The organism is Aurantibacillus circumpalustris (genome assembly GCF_029625215.1).
Taxonomy (GTDB): Bacteria; Bacteroidota; Bacteroidia; order B-17B0; family Aurantibacillaceae; genus Aurantibacillus; species Aurantibacillus circumpalustris.
The window spans coordinates 145,095-170,028 of record NZ_CP121197.1 but is presented as its reverse complement, the minus strand read 5'-3'; the positions used below and the strand labels follow the sequence as shown (position 1 = coordinate 170,028).

Genomic DNA, 24,934 nt, shown 5'->3' with positions numbered 1-24,934 from the left:
AGCTTTGATTAATACTTAAATCACTAAAAAATAATGTCCAATTGATTGGTCTGCAAGATTCAAATAAGTTATGTTCTGGGAGTTAATAAGTGAACACGGATAAAAGACTTTGGCAATATTTGATACCTTTATCCCGTTATGAATAAATTCGCCATTGCCATACACGGTGGAGCAGGCACAATACTTCGCTCTTCTATGACTCCTGAAAAAGAAATTGCTTACCAAGAAGGTCTAAAATCAGCTATATTTTCCGGAGAAGCAATCCTTAAAAAGGGGGGTGCTAGTTTTGAAGCAGTAGAAACTGCAATTCGGACATTAGAAGATAATCCTTTGTTTAATGCCGGAAAAGGGGCGGTTTTTACGCATAATGGTAAACATGAAATGGATGCCTCTATTATGAACGGTTTAGATTTAAGCGCTGGGGCTGTGGCTGGTGTTCAAAACATCAAAAATCCAATAAGTTTAGCTCGATCCGTTATGGAGCAATCAGAGCATGTGCTGCTTGCTGGATCTGGAGCAATTGAATTTGCAAAAAAAACAAATGCTGTATTTATGCCCGACGACTACTTTTTTGTGCAATTACGTTACGATCAATTACAACAGGCTTTAAAGAGCGACAGTATAGTAATGGATCACACTTTGCCAGACGATAAAAAATTTGGCACTGTTGGTGCTGTCGCCTTAGATGTTCATGGAAACCTTGCAGCTGGAACGAGTACTGGAGGAATGACGAACAAAAAACATGGTCGGGTGGGTGACACCCCTATTATTGGAGCAGGAACATATGCCAATAATAAAACCTGCGCTATTTCTTGCACAGGACATGGAGAATTTTTTATCCGTTCGGTTGTGGCGTACGACATTTCGTGTCTTATTGAGTATAAAGGACTTTCATTAAAAGAAGCGTGTGAGCTTGTAGTTAAAAAGAAACTAGTAGAAATAGGTGGAGAAGGAGGTTTAATAGCTCTTGATACCAAAGGAAACATTGAATTTCCTTTCAATTCTGAAGGCATGTATAGAGCTTCACTAAAAGAAGGCGAAAAACCATTTATCGGAATTTACAACGACTAAAGGCTTTTACAAAATTATTCTGCCTCAGCAGTTTTAATGATGTCATGAAAATTCATGGTCTTTGTTTTAAGATCAAACTTATCTCCAAAAGACAAGACATTAACCGCTAAATTCTCAATAGATACAGGTTCGCCCATTTGCACATCGGTAATATTTGTATGACGCATGTGCGTACCATCCACAAGAATAACTAACCCTGATCCGATGGCCTCCATAGAATGCCCATCCTTAATTAATAAGCCGGTATCTTCTCCTAAACCAATGCCAAGATTTATCGGATTGCTGGCACAAGCATACATCAAGCGACCAATGCGCCCACGCCTTACGAAGTGTGTATCAATAATAACATTATTAATAAAACCTAAACCGCCTGTAATTTTCACTTCTCCTTTTAATAAGGCTTCAGTGCTACTGCCTTGATAAATCATGTTATTAGAGCTTGCAGCAGCGCCTGCTGAGGTTCCTGAAATAACAAAATGTTCGTTTTCGTAACGTTCTAGTAATAAATGATGAAATTGTGTACCTCCAAAAATAGAAGTTAAACGTAATTGATCTCCTCCAGTAAACATTACGATGTCGGCTTTTCTCAAACGCTCTATATTTGCCGGATCATTTGCCTCTTCCCGGGTACGTATGTCAAGTACTTGTGCATCTGTAATGCCTAGTTGTTTAAAGGCGTCAATGTATTCTTCTCCAACTTCTTTTGGAATAGAACTGGCTGTTGTTATAATTTCAATTTTAGAATGATCGCCATTCAAAGATTCTGTGATCATACGTTTTAAAATTCCTTTTTCAAAAAACTTTAAATTTTGTGGTGTATTTTCTTCAGGGCCGCTCGTAAAACTTCCTTTATCAACGCATCCTCCAATAATTATTAATCTCCCTTTTGGCTTAATCATACTTAGTAGTATTGTGTTTAAATCTATCGAACAAAACTAATTGAATTATTTTTATCTACTGCGTTCTTGCATTTCACTTATCATCTTATTTTAAACACACCCTTGTTTAAATTAAAAACAAATCCTACATTGATCCATAATCAATCTATTTCTTATGCAAATCATCGAAATTAAAACCCTCAGGGGCCCGAATTATTGGTCTAATTATCGCAAAAAATTGATCGTAATGAAATTAGATCTGCAAGAATTGGAGCAATCACCAACAAACAAGATTCCTGGTTTTTTAGAGCGTTTAAAAAAGATGTTTCCTACAATGGTTAGCCATCGTTGTTCTAAGGATTACGAGGGTGGTTTTTTTGAAAGGGTTGAAGAAGGAACCTGGATGGGACATGTGATTGAACACATTGCATTAGAAATTCAAACTCTCGCCGGTATGGAAGTAGGATTCGGGAGAACTCGTGGAACTGGGGCTACAGGTATTTACAACGTTGTATTTTCATACATGGAGGAAAACGTTGGGGTTTTTGCTGCAAAGGCTGCCGTGGCAATTGCCCAATCTATTGTGGATGCAAAGGAATACGATTTAACTACTGATATAATTGATATGCGTAAAATGCGCGAAAGAGTGCGCTTTGGGCCTAGCACAGGATCTATTGTAGATGAAGCTGTTGCTAGAAATATTCCTTACATCCGTTTGAATAAAGAATCTTTAATTCAACTAGGTTACGGTAAAAATCAGGTACGCTTCAGAGCTACTATGACAGATAGAACCAGTTCTATTGCCGTAGATTTGGCAAGTAATAAAGATGAAACCAAAAGAATGCTTGAGGAAGCAGCTATTCCAGTTGCGAAAGGCATGTGTATCAGTCAACTCGAACAAGTTAAAGAAGTGATTGACTATGTGAAATTTCCATTGGTGTTTAAGCCTTTAGACGGCAATCATGGTAAAGGAGCCACCATCAACGTAAAAACCGAAGAAGAGGCGATTGAAGCTTTTCATCATGCCAAAAAATATTCGTACCGTATAATTGTAGAAAAATTTATTCAGGGATTTGATTTTAGAGTATTGGTAATTAATAACCGTTTTATCGCTGCTGCGTTAAGAGAGCCAGCCCATGTGATTGGTGACGGTAAATCAACTCTGCAACAACTCATTGATACTGAAAATAATGATCCGCGCAGGGGTTACGGACATGAAAACGTTTTAACCGAAATAACCATCGATAAAGAAACACTTGATCAAATAGCCAAATACAAGTATACCTTAGCAACTGTCCCTAAAAAAAATGAAAAATGTTATTTGAAAGGCACCGCCAACCTTAGTACTGGCGGAACTTCTACGGACATTACAGACATCATGCACCCGACCAATATTTTTTATTGCGAACGTATTTCACGAGTAATTGGATTAGATATTTGTGGTATCGACATAATGGCAACTAATTTAAGTGAGCCGCTTGAATCTACTGGTGGTGTTGTTCTTGAAGTAAACGCCGCTCCTGGATTTAGAATGCACCTTGCACCTGCGGTTGGCTTACCTAGAAATGTTGCGGCACCAGTAATTGATATGCTTTATCCTCCAGGGAAAGATTGCCGTATTCCAATTATCGCGGTTACAGGCACAAATGGAAAAACTACTACAACACGATTGATTGCACACATTGTAAAAAATAATGGTTACCGTGTTGGGTTTACAACATCTGATGGAATTTACGTGCAAAATTCCATGCTTACTAAGGGAGATACAACGGGTCCGATAAGTGCCGAATTTATTTTAAAAGATCCTACCGTTGAGTTTGCAGTGCTTGAAACAGCGCGTGGTGGTATTTTACGCTCAGGATTGGGTTTTGGAAGGTGCGATGTGGCCGTTGTGACAAATATTCAGGAAGATCACATGGGACTTTCGGATATTAATACCTTGAAAGACATGGCCAATGTAAAAGGCGTTGTGGTGAAAAGTGTGAAACGCGATGGTTACGCAGTTCTTAATGCTGATAATGAATATTGTGTGCTGCTTGGGAAAAACGCCGATTGTAATGTTGCCTATTTCAGTTTAGATGAAAATAATAAAATAATAAAAGAACATTGCAAAAAAGGAGGCATTGCAGCTATCTACGAAAACGGTTTTATCACCATCAAAAAAGGAGAATGGAAGTTTAGAATCGATAAGGTAATTAATATACCACTAACGTTTGGCGGAAAAGTATCCTTTATGATTTCAAATGTACTTGCGGCAACTCTGGCATCTTATGTTTATGGATTTCAAATAGAAGACATTAAAACGAACCTTGAAACCTTTATTCCTTCTGCAGCCCAAACACCTGGACGAATGAATGTGTTCGATTTTAAAGATTACAAAGTACTGATTGATTTTGCGCACAACCCGGATGGATTTAAAGGCATTAAAGAATTTTTGACTTCTATTGAATCTCCTTTAAAAATTGGCATTATCACTGGTACAGGAGATAGACGCGATGAGGACATTCGAGAAATGGGAAGGATTTCGGCAGAAATGTTTGACCACATTATTATTCGTCAGGATAAATTTTTACGTGGCAGACAAGCGCAAGAGATTGTGGACTTATTATTTGAAGGCATCAAACAACACGACAAGAAAAAATCCTACGAATACATTCCAAAAGAAGTTGAAGCCTTGAAGCATGCATTTACACTGGCAAAGCCCGGGGCGTACATTGTAGCTTTAAGTGATGTGATTGATAATGCCATTGATGTAGTACATTCTTATTTGGAAAAGGAGAGAGGGGGGTAAAGATTTTCTGAAAGAGAGGAATCTTATTTAAAGTGGGTACATGTTTTTTCATTATCTTCGATATAGTCATCTGTTAACCTGAACCCATGAAAAGTCTATTTACTTTAATAGTCCTTCTTATTTCAATTTCTGGTTTTTCCCAACCACTCGTATTAAACAAAGCCGTTTCTTTTGGTGGACCTTACCATGACTTGGGTTGGCCCATTGTAACCGACCAATGTGGAAATTGGTACACAGCAGGAACTTTTTCAGGGACGGTGGATTTTGATCCCGGACCCTCTGTATATACTCTTACTGCGGCGGGACAAGATCTTTATGTTTTGAAATTTGATCCTGCAGGAAATTTTCTTTGGGGGGTACAACTCAACCTGGAATCAAGTGGTGGTGGTCAACTGACTTCGCTTTGTCTTGATCCTCAACAGAATATTTGGATGGCAGGAATAATAACTGGAACAGCTGATCTTGATCCGGGTAGTGGGCAGTATACGGTTGGAACCACTGGGATAACACAAACCATATACAATAAACTAGATCCCTCAGGAAATTTCATTTCCGGTTTTTTATATACTACAGGCCTATATGTTAGTAACCCCATTATAAAATACGATGCCGCGGGAAATTTTATTGTTTGCGGGAGTTTTATGGGTACTGTTGATTTTGATCCGGGTGCTGGGAATTTTCCACTGACTTCGAATGGTGGAAACGATGTTTTTGTATGTAAATTTTCAAATAATGGGCTTTTATTGTGGGCATTACGTTATGGTGGATCTTTGCACGACTTTTTTGAATATATAGAATTTGATAGCGCAAATAATATTTTGCTTACGGGTTTGTTCAGAGGGAGCGTAGATTTTAATCCTGGGCCCGGAAGTTTTTCACTTACTGCAATCACTACGATCTATGGTGACTCTTACGTGCTAAAACTAGACCCAGCCAGTAATTTCATCTGGGCGGTATCTTTTGGAAACGCTTCACCTGATAAGACTGGACTGTCATTGCTCACGTTGGATACTCTTAACAATTTGTATTTAGGTGGGTCTTTTACAGGTACCGTAGATGTTGACCCAGGCATTGGCAGTTACACACTCAACTCTTTAGGTATGAATGATGCTATTGTTATTAAACTGGATGCCGGAGGTAATTTTTTATGGGGCAAACAGGTGGGTGGTCCAAGTACTGAAATTATGACTGGAATTTGTATCGATAAAAATAACACGTTATTTGCCATGGGGTCGTTTAGTTTAAGTGTCGATTTTGATCCCGGGCCAGCCACTTATAGCCTCACGTCAGTTGGTGGTACAGACATTTTTCTACTAGAGTTGGATGATACCGGTAATTTTATAGATGCTAAACAACTTGGAGGTCCTTCATTTGACGGTGCTCGTGATTTATGGTTAGACAATACAGGTTCGGTTTATTTTACAGGCAGTTTTTCATTAACTGCCGATTTTGATCCCGGGCCATCCGTTTATAATCTCACTTCTAACGGTACTTTAGATGTATTTGTTTGTAAACTGTCTACTTGTCTTGATGTTCCCTATGGCAATACTTGTGAGCAAAACAAAAACATTTGTAGTGGTCAGAATACGAGCATTACAGCCATGAGTACTGCAGCTATTACCTGGTATGCGTCTAACACAGCAAGCAGTTCCATTGGTTCAGGCTCTGTGTTGGTTACCCCTACCTTAAGCGCCGGCACTTATACCTATTATGCGGCGGCGGCAACTTGCACGGCAGATGGAACGCGAGCAGGTTTTGTGCTTACTGTTAATGCTAACCCTTCACTTGTTGTTACCGCACAACCAGCAACGGTTTGTCCGGGGCAATCTGCCACCCTTACTGTTTCTGGCGCTTCCACTTATAGTTGGAGTACCACACAACTTACACCAACTATTTCAGTTTCAATAAACGCTAGCAGTGTTTTTTCAGTTGCTGGTACGAATACTTTAACAGGATGCAACAATTCAAAAACCGTTAGTGTTATTTATTCTAATTGTACTGGCATTAATGAAAATTTAAACTCAAACTTTCGTATTTATCCTAATCCACTTAATGAAAATCTTCATTTAGAATTGCAACACGCTGCTTTGGTGAAACTCTACGATCAATTAGGAAAACTTATTCTTTCGCAAGATTTTCAAAAAGGCAATAGCATACTTTCCGTAAGTCATCTTAAAGAAGGAATTTATTTTATTCAACTCAACTTTGGAGAAGTGGTTTACACTCGGAAAATTATTAAAATGGATTAAGATGAAAACCAGAATTTGTATAGCGATTTGCTTTGTGTGTTTAAACTTAACGATTGACGCCCAAAACAAATTTCCAACTAAAGTTAATTGGTCGCCCTTTGTTGGTTATACATCTGATGTTTACAAAACGCATTTTCAATCGGTTGTTAGTAAATCTCAACTCTTGAATAAACCGCCTACCCTAAACTACCAACCCGCAAAACTGCCCTTCTTTTGTAATATGGAAGACAAATGCAGAAATAAATTCAACATTTTTTTAAAAATCCGTGCTGGAAACGATGAATCATATACGAAGATGATTGCCGGTTCTAGCTTGAGGGATTGAGACGGAATTGGGAGATTTCGCGCCAAGTATGCAAAGGGTTTAGTTCTTTTTTAGCGATGCCTCTTTTATCGCTAAAAAAAACCGGAGCAGGGAAGCAAGCCGTTGGCTTGTTTAGCCAGCTTGTGCTTAGCGGAGCCCGAAGCAGCCCGCCCGGGCGCCCAAAAAACCTGAAAGAACCTATTTCTTTAATTTCTTCTGTATTATTATACTCTGATTACCAGTTGATTAGACTTCTGTCCAAATAATCCTAGCTTAATGTTCATAAGTTGTGTATATTTGTATCCTCTTCTTTAGAAGATTGTATACTTCTTGTTTGTGTCACCCAGATTACAATTCGATTAATTTTACACTTTTCTTAGATTAAAATGATGTGATGAAAGATCACGTGTAAAATAAAAAATAAACGAATTAAACAATTTAATGACATTTTCAAATTTAAGACTAATTAAGCCACTGGTCATGGCACTTGACAAAAAAGGGTACACAGAACCCACTCCTATTCAAGAACAAGCGATTCCCCATATTTTAGAAGGAAAAGATATTTTTGGTTGCGCGCAAACTGGTACCGGTAAGACGGCTGCTTTTGCTCTTCCAATCTTACAATTATTAGACGCTAAAAGAAGCAATCAAAGACAAGGTCCTGGCACTGTTAAAGCGCTTATCCTTGCTCCAACCCGCGAACTAGTTTCTCAAATAAGTGAAAACTTTACAGCATACGGTAAAAACTTAGGTATTTCTCATTGCATCATTTTTGGTGGTGTATCTCAGGTAAACCAAGTAAATAATTTACGCAGAGGGGTTGACGTAATTGTTGCTACTCCAGGTAGATTATTAGATTTAATGAATCAAGGGTACGTAAAACTAAACAACATCGAGCACTTTGTATTAGACGAAGCAGATCGTATGTTGGACATGGGTTTTATTAATGATATTAAAAAGATCATCACTAAGATTCCTGCTAAACGTCAGACTTTATTTTTCTCTGCTACGGCAGCTCCGGCTATTATGAAACTGGCTAATACCATTTTGGTTAATCCGGTAAGTGTGGCTGTTAATCCGGTATCTTCTACCACAACTTTGGTAGAACAATCGGTTTATTATGTTAAAAAAGAGAATAAACGCGGTTTGTTAAAACACGTTTTATCGAGTAATAATATTGAACATGCTTTAGTATTTACCCGTACCAAACATGGTGCTGATAAGGTTGTGAAGGATTTGGCTACTTTGGGTATTGCTGCAGCGGCAATTCATGGAAATAAATCGCAAGGTGCAAGAGAAAGAGCATTAAAAGGTTTTAAGAACAGAACAATTCGTATATTAGTAGCCACAGATATTGCATCTCGTGGAATTGATGTAGATAAATTATCGCATGTAATTAATTACGAAATTCCTGAGCAAGCTGAAACTTATGTTCACCGTATTGGTAGAACTGGAAGAGCTGGCGCATCAGGAGTAGCAATGTCGTTTTGTGCGAAAGAAGAAATGAATTATTTAAAAGATATAAATAAATTAATTAAGAAAAACATTGAGGTGGTGTCAACTCATCCATTTAACTAAAGCACGGTGCTTTGAGAAAATGTAATTAGACACAAACAAACAATAAACAAATAAATAACCGTTCTGGAAACAGGACAAAAAAACAAAACAAAATGAAAAACGGAGTAGTAAAATTTTTTAACGAAGCAAAAGGTTTCGGATTTATTAAAGAAGAAGGTGGACAAGATATCTTTGTACACGCAACAGGATTACAAGAAGACATTCGTGAGAATGATAACGTAGTTTTTGAAATTCAAGAAGGTAAAAAAGGTTTAAACGCAGTTAACGTTCGTTTAGCTTAATTATCTCTCTCTAAATATAGAGTTAAAGCCCTTCATGCAAATGAGGGGTTTTTTTTGTGACGGTTTTTCTTCCATTTTAACCACAGAGTTTAAGGAGTATTGCACAGAGTTTCACAGAGAAACAAAGTATATTTTCACTGTGTTACGCTGTGCTTACTTTGTGTGACTCTGTGGTTAAATAACCGCAGAGATTCACGGAGAAACAACTTATATTTTCACTGTGTCACCCTGTGGTTTAATGTCGAAGGAATTAAAATTTTGTTTAAATTAGTGTATTCGTTTACAATTCAAATTTTGTTTCACTCAAAAAACAATAAAAATGAAAACAAGAATCAATTTATTAGTAGCCCTGCTAATTCTTATTGGGTTCTCTTGCAAAAAAGACACAATTGAGAATAAACTTGCAACTCCAATTGACTTTAGGGATAAATACCTGGGTATGTATAACTGTCAGGTAAAGAGTAGTAATACCTTTTACGACGCTATGAATAACCCGTATAAAAAAGATTCAACTTATACTGTTGTAATGGAAGTCAAAAAATCAGATGCTGCAACTGGTTTGAAAATGACAAATTCCACCACCAGCGAAACTATTTTTGAAGTTAATTTTGATACGGAGCCGAATTTTTCAGCAACACGCATCCAGGGTTATTTTTTTAAGACAGATAGTCTCTATATAAATAATTCACATCCGTCGCTGATTTACTCTAATATCTATAGCGGAAAAAAGATTAATTAATAACGGGGAGAAAGTAATCTCTTAGAGTTTTTCTTAGTGATTCTCAGTGGTCTTAGTGTCTAAGTGGTTTTTTGTACAATGTTTAACCACAAAGCACACAAAGATTTACATTAAGGTCACAAATGTTTTTCCTATGCCCTTTAGTGCAAATTCGTAAAATTTGTGTCTATTTTTTCTCTTTCGCTATAATAATGTATGACGCAAAATGATCGCTATAGCCGCCCGTATACGAACCTCCGCTGTACGTTCGAAATGGATAGCCTTTAAAATTCCCGTGGTCTGCTTTTAAAAAGTCTTTATTAAAAATTCGCACTTTATAATACTGCCAGGTTTCGTAATTACCTGGAATCCAATTTTTATTTAAAATAATTTGATCAAACAAATTCCAACTATCTTGCCAGGCTAGGGTGCCAATACCTTTTTTGTAAAGCCATTCCATTGGGTTATAATACAAATCTGTTTCTGGTTTCCTTAAATCAGAATACGTTCCAATGTATTTTTTTACGCTTTCGTTTATAGGGTCATCATTTAAATCACCCATGATAATTACTTTTGCATTCGGATTATTTTTGGTGACACTATCCGTAATATGCCGCGCAACTTTTGCGGCTGCATTTCTGTTTACTCTGCTTAATAATTCTCCTCCTCTTCTTGAGGGCCAGTGATTAACCAAGACCGTGAGTGCTTCACCTGAGAACAAACCACTCACAACAAGTATGTCTCTGGTTTTGTGTGTAGAGTCTGTAACCAATTGTACACGATAAGACACTGCTTTTTTTAAAGAAAAATAAGTTGGGTTATAGATTAATGCGGGGTCAACGCCTCTAATATCAGGACCTTCAATATGCACAAATTGGTAATTTCTTTTTTTAAGATGTGATGAGTTCACCAGGTCTTGAACAACATTTTTATTTTCCACTTCGCATATTCCTAAAATCGCTAGCCCATCAGGAGTTATATCTGTTGCCATTTGGCTAATAACTGTAGCTAAATGATCTATTTTTGTCCAATAGCGATCGCCTGTCCACCTATTAATTCCTTCTGGTGTAAAATCTTCGTCGTTTTTCCACTTATCATTTAGGGTGTCATAGAGGTTTTCAACGTTCCAAAATCCGATAGCAGAAATGTAGTATTCCTTAGACTTATCAAGCTTTTGAGACGAGAGAGACTCTATGCAAAAAACAAAAAATAAAATTACAGGAAGTCTCATCAAAACAAATTTATCTTCTCTAAACCTACAAAAACGAAAATGATCTTTATCTAAGTTGTTTTTGTTTTGGTCTAAAAGTTTATTTGCTGGTTTAACCTTTACTTATTTTTACGCATCCCCCCAAGGCATGAAAAAAAAATTACTCTGCACTTTTTTTCTTTTAGTTACACTTAATTGTATTTCGCAAACAGATACGTTGCGCGTTTCTCAAAACCAAAAATCGGATAGTACTGTGATGAATTACACCATTCCAATTTATAGTACAGGTGGAAGTGATGCTGAATCAGATTTGGATGAACAAGACGCTTCTTCGCTTTTACAATCAAGCAGAGATTTGTTTACGCAATACGCCAGTTTTCAGTTTGGGACAGCTCGGTATAGAATGCGTGGATATTCTGCAGAGAATCAAGTGGTGATGATTAACGGCGTAAACGTTACAAATCCTGAGACAGGTTTTGCTTCGTGGAGCAGTTGGGGTGGTTTAAATGACGTAACTAGGTTTGTAGAAGCACGTTTCGGTAATGTGGCCAACCGCTATGGGTCTTCTGGTCCGGGTGGCTATACAAATATAGATTCAAAAGCAAGTTCGTTTAAAAAAGGAACACGGGTTTCTTATGCTACTGCTAACCGCGTGTTTCGCCATCGAGTAATGTTGACACACTCTACCGGTTTAATGAAGAACAATTGGGCGCTTACACTTTCTGCTTCTGCACGTTGGGGTAATGAAGTATATGTGCCTGGAACGTATTTTGACGCTAAAGCTTTTTATATGTCTTTAGATAAAAAATTAAATGATAAACATTTGTTTTCTTTCACTGGCTTTGTGGCTCCTGTTGAAAAAGGACTATCAACTGCTGCGACGTTAGAAACATATGTCGTAAGCGGTGACAAATACTACAATAGTTTGTGGGGTTACCAAAATGGAAAAGTAAGAAATGCCTCTATAAGTAGTACAAGTAGACCAATGTTTTTACTATCACATATTTATACACCCAATGAAAAAAGAAAAGTCAGTTCAACCATATATCACACTTTTGGAAAATCAAGTCTGAGTGGTTTAAATTTTAATAATGCTGCAAATCCGAAACCAGATTATTATAAATATTTGCCAGGCTATTTTTATGCGAAGGTTGACAATACAGGTGGAGACGCAGCAACGTATAATTGGGAAACAGATGTAAACACCCGACAAATAAATTGGGACGAGTTGATAGCGCTAAATCAAGCGAATCTGTATTCGGCAAGTGGAACACAAAGCGTAAATACTAATGAAACCAGAGCGCGTTATATTTTAGAGAACAGAGTTGAAAATCTCAGTCAAACAGGATTTAATTTGATTTACAATGAGCGAAAAGAAAATGTATTTATTAGCATGGGTGTAAATGCTTTTCACTACATAAATAAAAGATACAAAGAAATGGAAGATCTTTTGGGCGCAAGTTTTTGGATAGATGTGGATCAGTTTGCACAAAATCTTGGCGTTGATCCATTAATTCAACAAAACGACATTGAAAATCCGAACAGAAAAATTTACAGAGACGATAAATTTGGTTACGATTACGCCATCACCATTAATAAAGCGGAGGCCTGGGCTTTGGCAGAATATACTTTAAGAAAAGCGGATATTTATGGTGGACTTACTATTTCAGATAGTAGATTGTGGAGAACAGGTTATGTCGCAAATGGAAAATTCCCTACGACAAGTAAGGGAGAAAGCGATAAATTAAATTTTCTGAATTACGGTTTTAAGGCTGGTGGAACCTATAAACTAAATGGAAGAAATTTTATTACTGCGAATTTAAATATACTATCAAGGGCACCCGAGGCCTCTAATGTTTTTATTTCACCCAGAGTACGAAACGATGTGGTGGATGATATTAAAAATGAAGAAGTTGTTTCTTCCGATATTAATTACCTCGCAAAATACCCAAACTTAAAATTGCGTTTCACACTCTACTCTAATCAAATAAATAACCAAACCTGGTTGAGGACTTATTATGACGATAACTACAATACACTTGTGAATTTAATTATGACCAATGTAAATCAGACGCACCGAGGTTTTGAGTTGGGTATAGAGAAAACTGTTTACACTTCTCATATCTTTCAATTTGTTTCAGGATTTGCACAATCGTATTACAGTAACCAACCAAAATTACAAGCTTGGCAAGACAATAATAACACTTCACTTTATTTTAACCGCAGAGTGTATCTTAAAAATTACAAACTTGGCAATTCACCGCAATTAGTAAGCGCACTCGGTTATCGCTTTATGGGTAAAAAGTTTTGGTCGCTTGGTGTTTGTTTGAATTATTTCGATAAAATTTATGTGGAACCCAATCCGGATCGAAGAACCACAGAAGCCGCCGGTAAATTTCAGGACAATGAAAAAGAACTTGCTCAGAAAATAATCGGACAGGAGCAAATTCCTTCCTACTTCGTTTTAAATGTGAATACGTCTAAATCTTATCGTATTCATAAAAGGTATTCGCTGAATTTAAATGCGAGTATAAACAATTTGCTGAATACAAAAAACACAATCACTGGTGGCTACGAGCAACTGCGATGGGATCAACAACAAGTTTCAAAGTTTCCGAACAAATATGTTTATATGACCGGAACTACGTATATGCTTATTATCAATTTTAGCTTTTAAATTATGCCAAACTATTTTAAATACTCCATAAAGTTTCTAATCGTTTTATTTTTAGTTTTTTCCTGTAAAAAAGAATTTGATTACCCACCTTTAAAACAAGTTAACGATGGGGCACAATTGACTATTCGTAAAATGAAAGAAAGAGTTACTGCTAATTCAATTTCTGCCTACAAATTTAAAGGTGGCGATACGAATTTGTATTGCACTGTAATGAGTGATGAGCTGAGTGGGAATTTTTACCAGCAGATTTTTGTGAAAGACGAAAGCGGCGGAGCGATTCAATTAAACATAAAAGAGTCGGGAGGTTTGTATGTGGGTGATAAAATCAGAATCAATTTGAATAATCTTTATTTGATTTCAGCTAACAGTATGATTTATTTGGATTCTGTTGATGTGGCTAAAAACATTGTGAAACTTTCTTCAGGAAATCCTGTGCAAGCAAAAATTGTTTTAGTAGATGATATCTTGCTTTACGCTGCAAGCCCAACACATTCGAATAGTTTGCAATCACAGCTTATTCAGCTCAATGGCATGGAATTTAAAACAAACACGCTTGTTCCGACTTTTGCCGATGCTATTGGAAAAACTACCACTAACCAAACCATTACAGCCTGTGAAGCAGGAAAGATTCTCACGGTGCGGACAAGTGGTCGTAGTAATTTCGCAGGTAAAACTTTACCAAAAGGAAATGGAAGTATTGTTGGGATTGTGAGTCAGTATAATGGAACCATGCAATTGACTTTAAGAGAATACGCTGAGGTAAATATGAATGGTCCTTTATGTTCGGCTCCTGTCAATACTCTGGAAGCAGGCGTATTTCTATTAAAAGATTTTAATGACAACACCATTAATAGTGGAGGTTGGGCAAGCTACTCTGTCACCAATAATTCGGTTAACTGGATTATTGGAACTTCCTCTTTAACCACAAGCCCTTTCGCAAAAATTAGTGGTTACGTGAGTGGGAATTCAAATTCAGAAAACTGGTTGATTTCTCCAGCAGTTGATATTTCAACTTCAAAGGATGTGGTGTTGAGTTTTAAATCAGCGGCAAAATATTCAGGCACTTTATTGGAGGTTTTGATTTCAATAAATTATACTTCAGGAGATCCAACAACTGCAATATGGACAAGTCTTTCACCTAACTACGCCTTATCTCCAACTTCTAGTGATTATTTGTGGGTTCCTTCGGGTTATGTTTCTTTAAGTGGACACAAATCAACGAATACACGAATTGCATTTAAATACAAAAGCACAACATCAGGCGCAACAAGTTATCAATTGGATGATATTGTTGTAAAAGAGAGACCTTAAAAATAGGAGTGAGCGTTAAGGATTAGCTTACCCCAACAAAACTTTTTTAGCACTTGCTAGAATTTCATCTACAATAGCTCTGTTTGCTGCTTCGGCATACACGCGTAATACAGGCTCCGTACCGCTCGCGCGAATCATCATCCAGGTATTCTCATCGAAAAAGAATTTGTAACCATCTAAATCGTCTACACGACTTACTTTAAATTTGCCAATTTCTTTATACGCTCCGCTTTTGCAATTTGCTAAAACTTTATTTTTTATTTCGTCGTTGATATGAAGATCATTTCTATCAAAACAAAAAGTTCCTGTTATTGCGTAGACTTCTTCAATTAATTCGTTCAGACTTTTTCCAGTCTTGGCCATAAATTCCCAGATAACTAATCCCATCCAAATTCCATCACGTTCGGGAATGTGTCCTTTGATAGCAATACCACCGCTTTCTTCACCACCAACCAATACATCTTCGGTTATCATGATGTTACAAATGTATTTAAAACCAATTTTCACAACGTCTAATGGCAAACCATAGTGTTCGCACATGTTTTTAATTTTCACCGTTGTGCTAAAAGCAACCGCTACTTTTCCTTTTTGGTTTTTGTATTTTACCAAATAGTGAATCAGTAATAAAATAATGTGGTGTGAGTCAACAAAATTTCCTTTGCTGTCGTAAAGCCCAATTCTATCGGCATCACCATCAGTAGCTAAACCGCAAGAGATTTTCCCGTTCTTTTTTATATACTCGCTAAACTCAATTAAATTTTTGTGAATGGGTTCCGGCGCTTGTCCGTGAAAGCCCGGATTGTTATCGCAATGTAATTTATGAATCTCAGGAAACAAACGCTGCATAACACGTTGTCCGGCACCGTACATGGCATCGTAAGCAAAACTTAAACCAGAGTTTTTTATTGCTTTTAAATCAAAATTTTCTTCAACATGTTTAATGTACATGTCTTCCAAAGCAACGATTTCAAGCAATCCAATTGCTTCTGCGTTTTTTAAGTCCACCGAATTCCAATCATAGGTAGCTTTTTCAGGAATTGTATCTTCAATTTCTTGAACTTTTTCTGGACCTAAAGGTCCACCATAAGAACCTTTTATTTTATAACCGTTGTATGATGGAGGATTATGACTTGCTGTTATAATAATGCCTAAGCTCGTTTTTAATTTCACCGCGCCTAAAGAAATCATAGGCGTACTGATAAAATCTTTTGCTAAAAACACTTTTATACCTGCTGCAATAAACACTTTTGCACTTGTTTCAGCAAAGAGTTCACCTGCAAAACGACAATCATGTCCTAATACAACCGTCGGTTTTTTCTCTTTAGTCAGCATCCATTTCGCTGTAGCTTCTGTTACACGTGCTACATTGTCTACTGTAAAATCCTTAGCGATGATAGCTCTCCAGCCATCCGTTCCAAATTTAATTTTTGTCATTTTCTAAAATATTAATAGAGAAATAAATTCGTTTAAAATATTATGCAATACCTGCACCATGACAAGCTTTGTATTTTTTACCACTACCGCAAGGACAAGGGTCGTTACGCCCTATTTTTGCTTCCACACGAATAGGTTGAGACTTTGGTTTTTGTTGCGCGTTTTGTTCTTCAATAGCATGTTCGTCACGGGTCTCCACTAACTTTTCTTTTTTCTGTTGCGGTGCCTCTTGAGTAAAACGTGCCTGAGGTTGATTATTATTTTCGTTTGGCAAACCACCTTTCATTAAGAAAGAAATTACTTCTTTGTTTGCCTTATTAATCATTTCTTTGAAAAGATTAAAGGACTCCAACTTATAAATAACCAAAGGATCTTTTTGCTCCAATGATGCATTTTGAACGGCTTGTTTTAAATCATCTAATTCACGTAAATGTTCTTTCCATGAATCATCAATCATCGCAAGAACTACTGCTTTTTCAAAACCTAAAAACAATTCACGCCCGTTACTTTCAAACGCTTTTTTAAGATTCACCATAACTTGCAACACCTTAATGCCGTCGGTAAATGGAGTTACAATGTTTTCAAAATTGTTATTTGGATTTTTGTAAACGTCTCTTACAACTGGAAGTGCTTGTTCAGAAATTTGATGTGCTTTTTCCAAATAGCGTTTTTGGGCTACCTCAAATAATTGGTGAATTAAATCATCTTCTTTGCCACTTTTGAATTGTTGTTCGTTAAATGGACTCTCAATACCAAAGTTTTTAATGCACTCTAAAGTAAAACCTTCGTAATCATTTATTGGTTGATACTCAATAACAATAGCATCTGCCACTTCGTAAATCATGTTGGCGATGTCGATACTTAATTTATCGCCATACAATGCGTTTCTTCTGCGTTTGTAAATTACTTCACGTTGCGCATTCATTACATCATCATACTCAATCAAACGCTTCCGAATTCCAAAGTTATTTTCTTCCACTTTCTTTTGTGCACGTTCAATACTCTTGGTAATCATGCTGTGTTGAATAACTTCACCTTCTTTTAATCCCATACGATCCATTAAAGAGGCGATACGTTCGCTACCGAATAAACGCATTAAATTATCTTCCAAACTGGCAAAGAATTGAGAACTTCCTGGATCACCTTGACGACCAGCACGACCACGTAACTGTCTGTCAACACGACGACTTTCATGACGCTCTGTACCAATAATTGCTAAACCGCCAGCTTCTTTAACACCAGGCCCAAGTTTAATATCCGTTCCACGACCAGCCATGTTTGTTGCAATGGTAACGGTTCCCGACTTACCGGCTTCCGCAACAATTTCAGCTTCTTTAGCGTGAAGTTTCGCGTTTAATACATTGTGTTTAATGCCACGAAGTTTTAGCATTCTACTTAATAACTCAGAAATTTCAACCGTGGTAGTACCAATTAAAACTGGTCTCCCTGCCGCTACTAATTTTTCAACTTCTTCAATTACGGCATTATATTTTTCACGTTTCGTTTTGTAAACTAAATCTTGTTCGTCCTTACGAGTGATCGGTCTGTTGGTTGGTATTTCTACAACATCTAATTTATAAATGCTCCAGAACTCCTGTGCCTCAGTCGTTGCAGTACCTGTCATACCCGCTAATTTGTGGTACATACGGAAGTAATTTTGAAGTGTTACAGTAGCGTAAGTTTGCGTTGCTGCTTCAATTTTCACATTTTCTTTCGCTTCAATAGCTTGGTGTAATCCATCGCTGTAACGACGACCGTCCATAATACGACCGGTTTGTTCGTCAACAATTTTCACTTGTCCACCATCAATAACATACTCGGTATCTTTTTCAAAAACGGTGTAAGCTTTTAATAACTGGTTTACTGTATGAATACGCTCACTCTTAATACTGAATTCGCGCATTACCACTTCTTTTGCAGCAGTTTTTTCTTTTGGATCTGAAATTCCTTTTTCAATCTCAGCTATTTCGTCTCCAACGTTTGGAATTACAAAAAACTTTGGATCATCACTGTTTCCTGTTAAAAAGTCAATTCCTTTTTCAGAAAGTTCAACGTGATTATTTTTTTCTTCAATTGTAAAATAAAGTTCAACATCAATTTTATGCATTTCTTTATTTTGATCCTGCATATAATGATTCTCGGTTTTTTGTAATAAGGCTCTAGCACCTTGTTCACTTAAAAGCTTAATGAGCGCGCCGTTTTTTGGAAGACCTCTGTAAGCACGCAATAAGGGAATACCCGCTTCTTTTTCCTTACCCTCAGCCATTAATTTTTTGGCTTCAATAATGCAGGTTTGAATGTATTGTCTTTGAACATTCACCAACTTTTCAATACGTGGTTTGTATTCAATGAATTCATGTTTGTCACCTTGTGGAGTTGGACCGCTAATGATTAAAGGCGTACGCGCATCGTCAATCAAAACTGAATCGACCTCATCAACAATGGCATAGTTATGTTTGCGTTGTACGAGCTCATCCACACCGCGCGCCATATTATCACGCAGGTAATCAAAACCAAATTCGTTATTAGTCCCGTAAGTTACATCGCAGTTATATGCCTTACGACGTTCATCCGTATTTGGCTCGTGTTTATCAATACAATCTACACTTAAGCCATGAAATTGAAATAAAGGAGCGTTCCACTCACTGTCACGTTTGGCGAGGTAATTGTTTACGGTTACAACGTGTACGCCTCGTCCACCCAATGCATTTAAAAATATTGGTAAAGTAGACACGAGTGTTTTTCCCTCACCTGTTGTCATTTCAGCAATCTTACCATCGTGTAAAACCATTCCACCAATTAACTGAACATCGTAATGCACCATGTCCCATGTAATTTCTGTACCTGCAGCTAACCATGTGTTTTTATAGTTGGCCGTCTCACCTTTTATCTCAACGTTTTTATGTGTTTTGGATAAATCTTTATCAAATTCATTTGCGGTTACTGAAAGTTCTTTATTGTCTTTAAATCTTCTGGCTGTTTCTTTTAAAACGGCAAAGGCTTCAGGTAAGTGGCTTGTAAGAATGGTTCCAAGTTCTTCCGTAATTTCTTTTTCAATGTCGTCAATTTCCTTATAAAGACCTTCCTTGGTGTTAACATCCATATCTACGTCATTGTCAATGCGCATTTTGATTTCAAGAATTTTGTCATTTTGAGGTTTAATTGCCTCTTTTATAGAAGCTTTTAATGCTGCAGATTTAGCACGCAGGTCATTATCTGAAATTGAATTTAGTGATGCAAAAATGGAATTTATTTCTTCTACTTTAGACTCAAGGTTTTTAATATCTTTCTCACTTTTAGTACCAAACAGCTTTTTAAGAAAATCAAACATAATAAATAAAAATTTAGCCAATAAAGGTAACAAAAAATAGAGATTGCCTGTTGTTTAATTTTGATTTGTTAACACGGATTGAGGCGAAATAATTAGGATGTCTTTGAACCTCCGGCAAAGACTTTTTTACCCTTAAAAACAGGGTTAAGTTTTGATTAAAACTTTAAAATTTTGGTGATAAGCTGTTAGTAACCAAAAAATTAATCTAAAATTGGGAAATATGGGGTAAAATGATATATTTGCACCCTCAATTTAAAAAAATTTACTGTAGAAATTTACGATTATGCAAAACAAAGGTGCCATTAAAATATTTGCCATCCTATTAGCTCTGGCCTGTATTTTTTATTTATCATTTACTTGGGTTACTAAGGGTGTTGAAAAGGAAGCAGGGGAATACGCCCAATCAAAAGCGAGCGCCAGATATCCTTCCGGTAATATGGATTCATTGAACGCTTATGCAGCAATACTAGCTGACCGTTACCTTGACTCGATGAAGAAAATTACTGTGTACGACATTCTGGTTGCAGAGTACACATATGAGGAGTGTAAAAAGAACGAAATTAATCTTGGTCTGGATTTACGTGGTGGAATGAACGTTACGTTAGAAGTTTCGGTTATCGACATCATAAAAAATCTTTCTAATAATAGTACGGATGTTCCTTTTAATGCCGCCTTAGCTGAAACACAAAAGAATTTAGGTGTAAATAACAATGATGATTTCATCACTTTGTTTGAAAAGACCTATAAAAAAACGGCTCCAAATAGTCGTTTAGCTCCGTTGTTTCAAACAATTGAAAATAAATCAAAGATTGGTTATAATTCTTCGAATGAAGAAGTAATTAAATTTATAAGAGAGCGTGTTGAAGAATCGATTGGAAATGCAGAAAAAACTTTCCGTAGTCGTATTGACCGTTTTGGTGTTTCTCAACCAAACATTCAGAAATTAGGAACTGGTGGACGTATACTTGTAGAGTTACCAGGTGTTAAAGATAAAGCGCGTGTTCGTGAGTTATTACAAGGAACAGCAAACCTAGAATTCTGGGAAACTTATGAAAATGGAGAAATTGCACCTTTATTAGACAAAGCAAATGCGATTATTAGCCGAGAATTACACGGTTCCAAAAGAGATACCTCTGCTGTTGCTGATTCTTTGGCTCCTAAAAATGTTGTAGCTAAAGCTGATTCAACTTCGGCAGATTCAACAGCAGCTGCTACAGCTTCTGTTAATCCACAAGATACCGCTATTAAAGGTTTTCAAAAGAGAGCGCCATTATATGCGTTTTACCAAAATGTATTGCCGCTTGTGCCTTTAAAAGGACGCGTTCAAGTTGACAAAGACGGTAAGCCTGAGAGATATGCAGAAGGTGCTTCGGTTGGTATTGCAACTTCAAGAGCTGATACTGCAAAGGTAAACGCTTATTTACGCATTGCGCGTTCTAAAAATGTTTTCCCTTCAAAATTAAAATTCATGTGGGGTTCCAAAGAAGTGGAACAAAAGGATGAAAGTGGAAAAGTTGTTGGTAGCTATTTCGAATTGTTCGCTATTAAACAAACTGACAGTAAAGGGAAAGCTGCTTTAAGTGGTGATATTATTACTGACGCACGTAAAGATTATACGCAACAATCAGGTGGTGTTCCATTAATCAGTATGAGTATGAACAGTGAAGCTGCTCAGAAATGGAAAACAATTACTGGTGCTAACAAAGGAAAATGTATCGCAGTAGTGATGGATAACATGGTGTATTCTGCTCCACGCGTTAATTCAGAGATTTCAGGCGGACAGTCACAAATTACAGGAAACTTTACAGATTCTGAAGCAGATGCTTTAGCTGCTATTTTAAGTGCGGGTAAATTACCTGCTCCTGCTCATATTGTTGAGGAAAGTATTGTTGGACCTACTTTAGGGCAAGAGTCTATCGATTCAGGTTTAACCAGTTTTGGTATTGCTTTATTGGTAATTCTTGTATTCATGTACGTGTATTACAATAAGGCTGGTATGGTAGCGAACATTGCTTTGATAGCAAATATGTTCTTTATCATGGGAATTCTAACCTCCCTTGGTGCTGTATTAACATTACCTGGTATTGCTGGTATTGTATTAACTATTGGTTTAGCGGTGGATGCGAATATCCTCATCTTCGAACGTATACGTGAAGAGCTCACGCTCGGCAAGAGCACTTCTCAGTCAATTAAAGAAGGGTTTAAACATGCAATGTCTTCCATTATTGACTCTAACGTTACTTTGGCAATTTTGGCGGTAATTCTTTATGTATTTGGTTCAGGTCCGGTGCAAGGTTTTGCAACTACCTTATTTATTGGTATTTGTACGTCTTTATTCTCGGCTATTCTAATTACACGTGTAATGTTCGAATGGATGTTAGAGCGTAAAATGGAAATTCCTTTTGATAATAATTTAACGCGTAATGCATTTAAAAATCTTCATTTTGATTTTGTAGGAAAACGTAAAATTTATTACGCAGTTTCAACCGCTATCATTGTTTTAGGGATTGTGTTTTATTTTAAAAATGGCGGTTTAAATTTAGGTGTTGATTTTAAAGGTGGCCGTACGTATCAAGTACACTTTAAAAAAGACGTGAATACTGAAGATATTAAGAAAGCTTTAGAACCAGTGTTTCCAGATGCAGCGCTTGAAGTTAAAAGTATTGGTGCTGGAACTTCAAACAAAGCTAAAATAACTACTACATACCGTGTAACGGATAATAATCCTAACGCTGATCATGAAGTGGAAGTGCAGTTGAACAAAGGTTTAGCTTCATTGAATATACCTTACACCATTCCTCAACAACAAAAGGTTGGTCCAACCATCGCAACTGACATTGTTTACGGTGCTTATGGGGCGATTTTATTTTCTTGTTTAATGATGTTCTTATACATTGTTGTTCGTTTCCGTAAATGGCAATATGGTTTAGGTTCGGTTGTGGCTTTATTCCATGACGTGCTTATTGTATTATCATGTTATACTATTTGTGATGGACTTCTTCCTTTAGAAATTGGTCAAGATTTTATCGCTGCGATTTTAACGGTTATGGGTTATACCATGACAGAAACAGTAGTTGTGTTTGATAGGATTCGTGAGAAATTAAGAGACAGCGGTAAAACGGATGTTTATGGAGAAGAGCGTAATACTTTAATTAACTATGCTTTAAACAGTACCTTAAGTCGTACGATCTTAACATCGTTAACGGTATTCTTTGTACTCGTTGTTATTTTTATTTTCGGAGGAGAAAGTATCCGTGGATTTATCTTCGCTTTATTAATAGGTCGTGTTATTGGTACTTATTCATCGTTATGTATCTCTACTCCAATAGTTGTAGATTTCGATAAGAAACAATAAAATTAATTCATTCAAAAAAACCTCTCTGAAAATTTAGAGAGGTTTTTTTATTTAATACAAATACAATGAGCAAACCTTGGTTAGGTTATTTGGCAGTAGGATTATTATTTATTTCTGGTGTACTTGAATTATTTGGTGGGCACCCGAACCTTGGAATCTTTTTAATGGTACTTTCGGTGGTAAGTCTTATTTTACGCATCTACGCAAATAAAAAATTAGGTGGAAAAGATCACACTAGTTGAATATAAACCAGATTATCAGGACGGCATTAATCATATGATGCTTGGGATCGAAAAAGAATTTCCAATTCCAATTACCTCACCACAAAGCACACGCATTAGTGAAGTTTATCAATTAACCGACCAGAAATTTTGGGTCGCACTTTTTGATAGGAAAGTAGTTGGAACTGTTGGTTTGCAACTTTACTCAAACGGAAATGCCGTCGTAAAAAGGATGATGGTGGATAAAGAATTTAGGGGAAGTTCGCATAGTACCGCTACACTGTTATTAAATAAAAGTGTGGAGTGGGGCAGGGGACAAGGCGTTAAACAAATTTTTCTTGGAACGATGGATCAATTCATAGCTGCTCAAAAATTTTATCTAAAGAAAGGGTTTATAGAGATTAAAATATCCGATCTTCCGAGTGATTATAGTTCGAACCCGATTGATAGTTTGTATTATAGAATAGATCTGTAGACTATTTTACCACAGTAAGCAGAGTAAAGGAGTAAGACTGAGAATAGGTAAATGAAAATGAACTCTGCGAAACTCGCTGTTTAACGTCGCCTATTTTCATGACGAGGGAAATAGCTATGAAAATTACAATAGAAATTTGCCGATAAAAATCAACTCTGTGAGACTCTGCGGTTAAATAGCACTTTGGTTAAAATTTACGCATAAAAAAAGGCCGGCGAACCGACCTTAATATTCATTGAAAAGTTAATTAATCTCTTTCGTCGCTGATCTGATCAGCTTTAAAGCCCTTTAAATCAAATACAAATAAAGCATCAGGCATTTCGGTATTTATCTTCATCGCTTTAATGTCGTAAACCTGTGTGCCACCATCTTTCATCATCATCTTCATTTGCACAATTTGCTTTTTTGTTTTACTGATTGCCAGTTTTACGGTATGAAATTTTTTCTTTTCGGGTTTAATGGCCGGATAGAGATCTATTAAATTACTTGGGGCACCAGCAACAGTTTGTTCTTTGTCGTATTTGTATTTGTATCCTGTTTCGTACATCGTAAACATGGTGCTTGGATTTTGGTCTTCGTTGTTTGGATCAAAGTTCTTAATGGTTACTTCTTTTGCATCCTTATTGTAATTCCATAACGTTTTACCATCACACACAATCACCGTCCCAGGAATTTCTAATTTAAACTTTTGTCCTTTAACCTGAATTTTCCAATTCTGTGGCTTTTCAGTGGCCTTTTTGTCTTTGTCGAACATTGTAAAAACAATATCAGCATTAATAGTTTTGTATGACTTGGTAAGTTTACTTACATCGTCAAGTACCGCTTTTGCTTTTGGATCTTGCTCCTGGGCGTTAAAAATAAGGGTACTGACTAAAAAAAGGAAGGCTAATAATTTTTTCATATTTTTTTAAAAACGGTTACACCAATATAGACGAACAAAGATAAAAAAGGTTTAATAATTAAACTAATGCTTACATAGCGGCTCTAATAGATCAATTTACAGTTGCCATTTTGCTTAAACAGCCACTCTAAAGGCGTTACACCAATAAG

General features: G+C 36.7%; 17 protein-coding genes. 12 read left to right on the top strand and 5 right to left on the bottom strand.

All coding sequences use genetic code 11. The features are described from left to right. Positions 1-138 precede the first annotated feature (138 nt). Entirely contained in the window at positions 139-1,071 is a 933-nt protein-coding gene (locus tag P2086_RS00675; protein WP_317898495.1) for an isoaspartyl peptidase/L-asparaginase family protein, read from the top strand. Positions 1,072-1,085: 14 nt separating this feature from the next. Here the strand turns inward: P2086_RS00675 and P2086_RS00670 are convergent, their stop codons facing one another. Next, entirely contained in the window at positions 1,086-1,970 is an 885-nt protein-coding gene (locus P2086_RS00670; RefSeq protein WP_317898494.1) for a cyanophycinase, read from the bottom strand. Positions 1,971-2,124: 154 nt separating this feature from the next. Between P2086_RS00670 and cphA the strand changes: the two genes are divergently transcribed. The 6 genes from cphA (at position 2,125) to P2086_RS00640 (ending at position 9,891) form a co-directional block, all read left to right on the top strand. Continuing rightward, entirely contained in the window at positions 2,125-4,740 is a 2,616-nt protein-coding gene (gene cphA, locus P2086_RS00665; protein WP_317898493.1) for a cyanophycin synthetase, read from the top strand. Between the two features lie 86 nt (positions 4,741-4,826). After that, the gene (locus P2086_RS00660) at positions 4,827-6,989 is read left to right on the top strand and encodes a T9SS type A sorting domain-containing protein (RefSeq protein WP_317898492.1); all 2,163 of its coding nucleotides are present in this window, start codon (positions 4,827-4,829) and stop codon (positions 6,987-6,989) included. 1 nt (position 6,990) lies between these two features. Beyond that, a complete protein-coding gene (locus P2086_RS00655; protein ID WP_317898491.1) occupies positions 6,991-7,314 on the top strand; it encodes a hypothetical protein in 324 nt (107 codons plus the stop codon). Positions 7,315-7,773: 459 nt separating this feature from the next. Beyond that, positions 7,774-8,871 (top strand): DEAD/DEAH box helicase, encoded by a 1,098-nt coding sequence (locus tag P2086_RS00650; protein ID WP_317898490.1) that lies wholly within the window; start codon positions 7,774-7,776, stop codon positions 8,869-8,871. Between the two features lie 92 nt (positions 8,872-8,963). Continuing rightward, entirely contained in the window at positions 8,964-9,152 is a 189-nt protein-coding gene (locus P2086_RS00645; protein WP_317898489.1) for a cold-shock protein, read from the top strand. 319 nt (positions 9,153-9,471) lie between these two features. Further along, complete coding sequence (locus P2086_RS00640; RefSeq protein ID WP_317898488.1) at positions 9,472-9,891, top strand: hypothetical protein; 420 nt, start codon at positions 9,472-9,474, stop codon at positions 9,889-9,891. 166 nt (positions 9,892-10,057) lie between these two features. On the opposite strand, the gene P2086_RS00635 is transcribed toward P2086_RS00640, so the two are convergent. Then, entirely contained in the window at positions 10,058-11,101 is a 1,044-nt protein-coding gene (locus P2086_RS00635; RefSeq protein WP_317898487.1) for an endonuclease/exonuclease/phosphatase family protein, read from the bottom strand. Between the two features lie 127 nt (positions 11,102-11,228). On the opposite strand from P2086_RS00635, the gene P2086_RS00630 reads away from it, so the two are divergent. Both P2086_RS00630 and P2086_RS00625 read left to right on the top strand, forming a co-directional pair. Next, positions 11,229-13,757 carry a TonB-dependent receptor gene (locus tag P2086_RS00630; RefSeq protein ID WP_317898486.1) on the top strand — a complete coding sequence of 843 codons (2,529 nt, stop codon included), beginning with the start codon at positions 11,229-11,231 and terminating at the stop codon, positions 13,755-13,757. A gap of 3 nt (positions 13,758-13,760) precedes the next feature. Beyond that, a complete protein-coding gene (locus tag P2086_RS00625) occupies positions 13,761-15,068 on the top strand; it encodes a DUF5689 domain-containing protein (RefSeq protein WP_317898485.1) in 1,308 nt (435 codons plus the stop codon). Between the two features lie 27 nt (positions 15,069-15,095). Here the strand turns inward: P2086_RS00625 and P2086_RS00620 are convergent, their stop codons facing one another. Both P2086_RS00620 and secA read right to left on the bottom strand, forming a co-directional pair. After that, positions 15,096-16,502 (bottom strand): phosphoglucomutase/phosphomannomutase family protein, encoded by a 1,407-nt coding sequence (locus tag P2086_RS00620; RefSeq protein WP_317898484.1) that lies wholly within the window; start codon positions 16,500-16,502, stop codon positions 15,096-15,098. A gap of 40 nt (positions 16,503-16,542) precedes the next feature. Next, positions 16,543-19,833, bottom strand: a complete 3,291-nt coding sequence (gene secA / locus P2086_RS00615; protein ID WP_317898483.1) for a preprotein translocase subunit SecA — start codon at positions 19,831-19,833, stop codon at positions 16,543-16,545. A gap of 283 nt (positions 19,834-20,116) precedes the next feature. Here secA and secDF point away from each other — a divergent pair, with 283 nt between their 5' ends. The 3 genes from secDF to P2086_RS00600 all read left to right on the top strand — a co-directional run bounded on the left by secDF (position 20,117) and on the right by P2086_RS00600 (position 23,884). Then, positions 20,117-23,188 carry a protein translocase subunit SecDF gene (secDF, locus tag P2086_RS00610; RefSeq protein WP_317898482.1) on the top strand — a complete coding sequence of 1,024 codons (3,072 nt, stop codon included), beginning with the start codon at positions 20,117-20,119 and terminating at the stop codon, positions 23,186-23,188. Between the two features lie 65 nt (positions 23,189-23,253). Then, a complete protein-coding gene (locus P2086_RS00605; protein ID WP_317898481.1) occupies positions 23,254-23,430 on the top strand; it encodes a hypothetical protein in 177 nt (58 codons plus the stop codon). Then, positions 23,408-23,884 carry a GNAT family N-acetyltransferase gene (locus P2086_RS00600; protein ID WP_317898480.1) on the top strand — a complete coding sequence of 159 codons (477 nt, stop codon included), beginning with the start codon at positions 23,408-23,410 and terminating at the stop codon, positions 23,882-23,884. The genes P2086_RS00605 and P2086_RS00600 overlap by 23 nt, the downstream gene beginning before the upstream one ends. A 247-nt stretch (positions 23,885-24,131) precedes the next feature. Here the strand turns inward: P2086_RS00600 and lolA1 are convergent, their stop codons facing one another. Continuing rightward, positions 24,132-24,785 (bottom strand): outer membrane lipoprotein periplasmic chaperone LolA1, encoded by a 654-nt coding sequence (gene lolA1, locus P2086_RS00595; RefSeq protein ID WP_317898479.1) that lies wholly within the window; start codon positions 24,783-24,785, stop codon positions 24,132-24,134. Between the last annotated feature and the right edge of the window lie 149 nt (positions 24,786-24,934).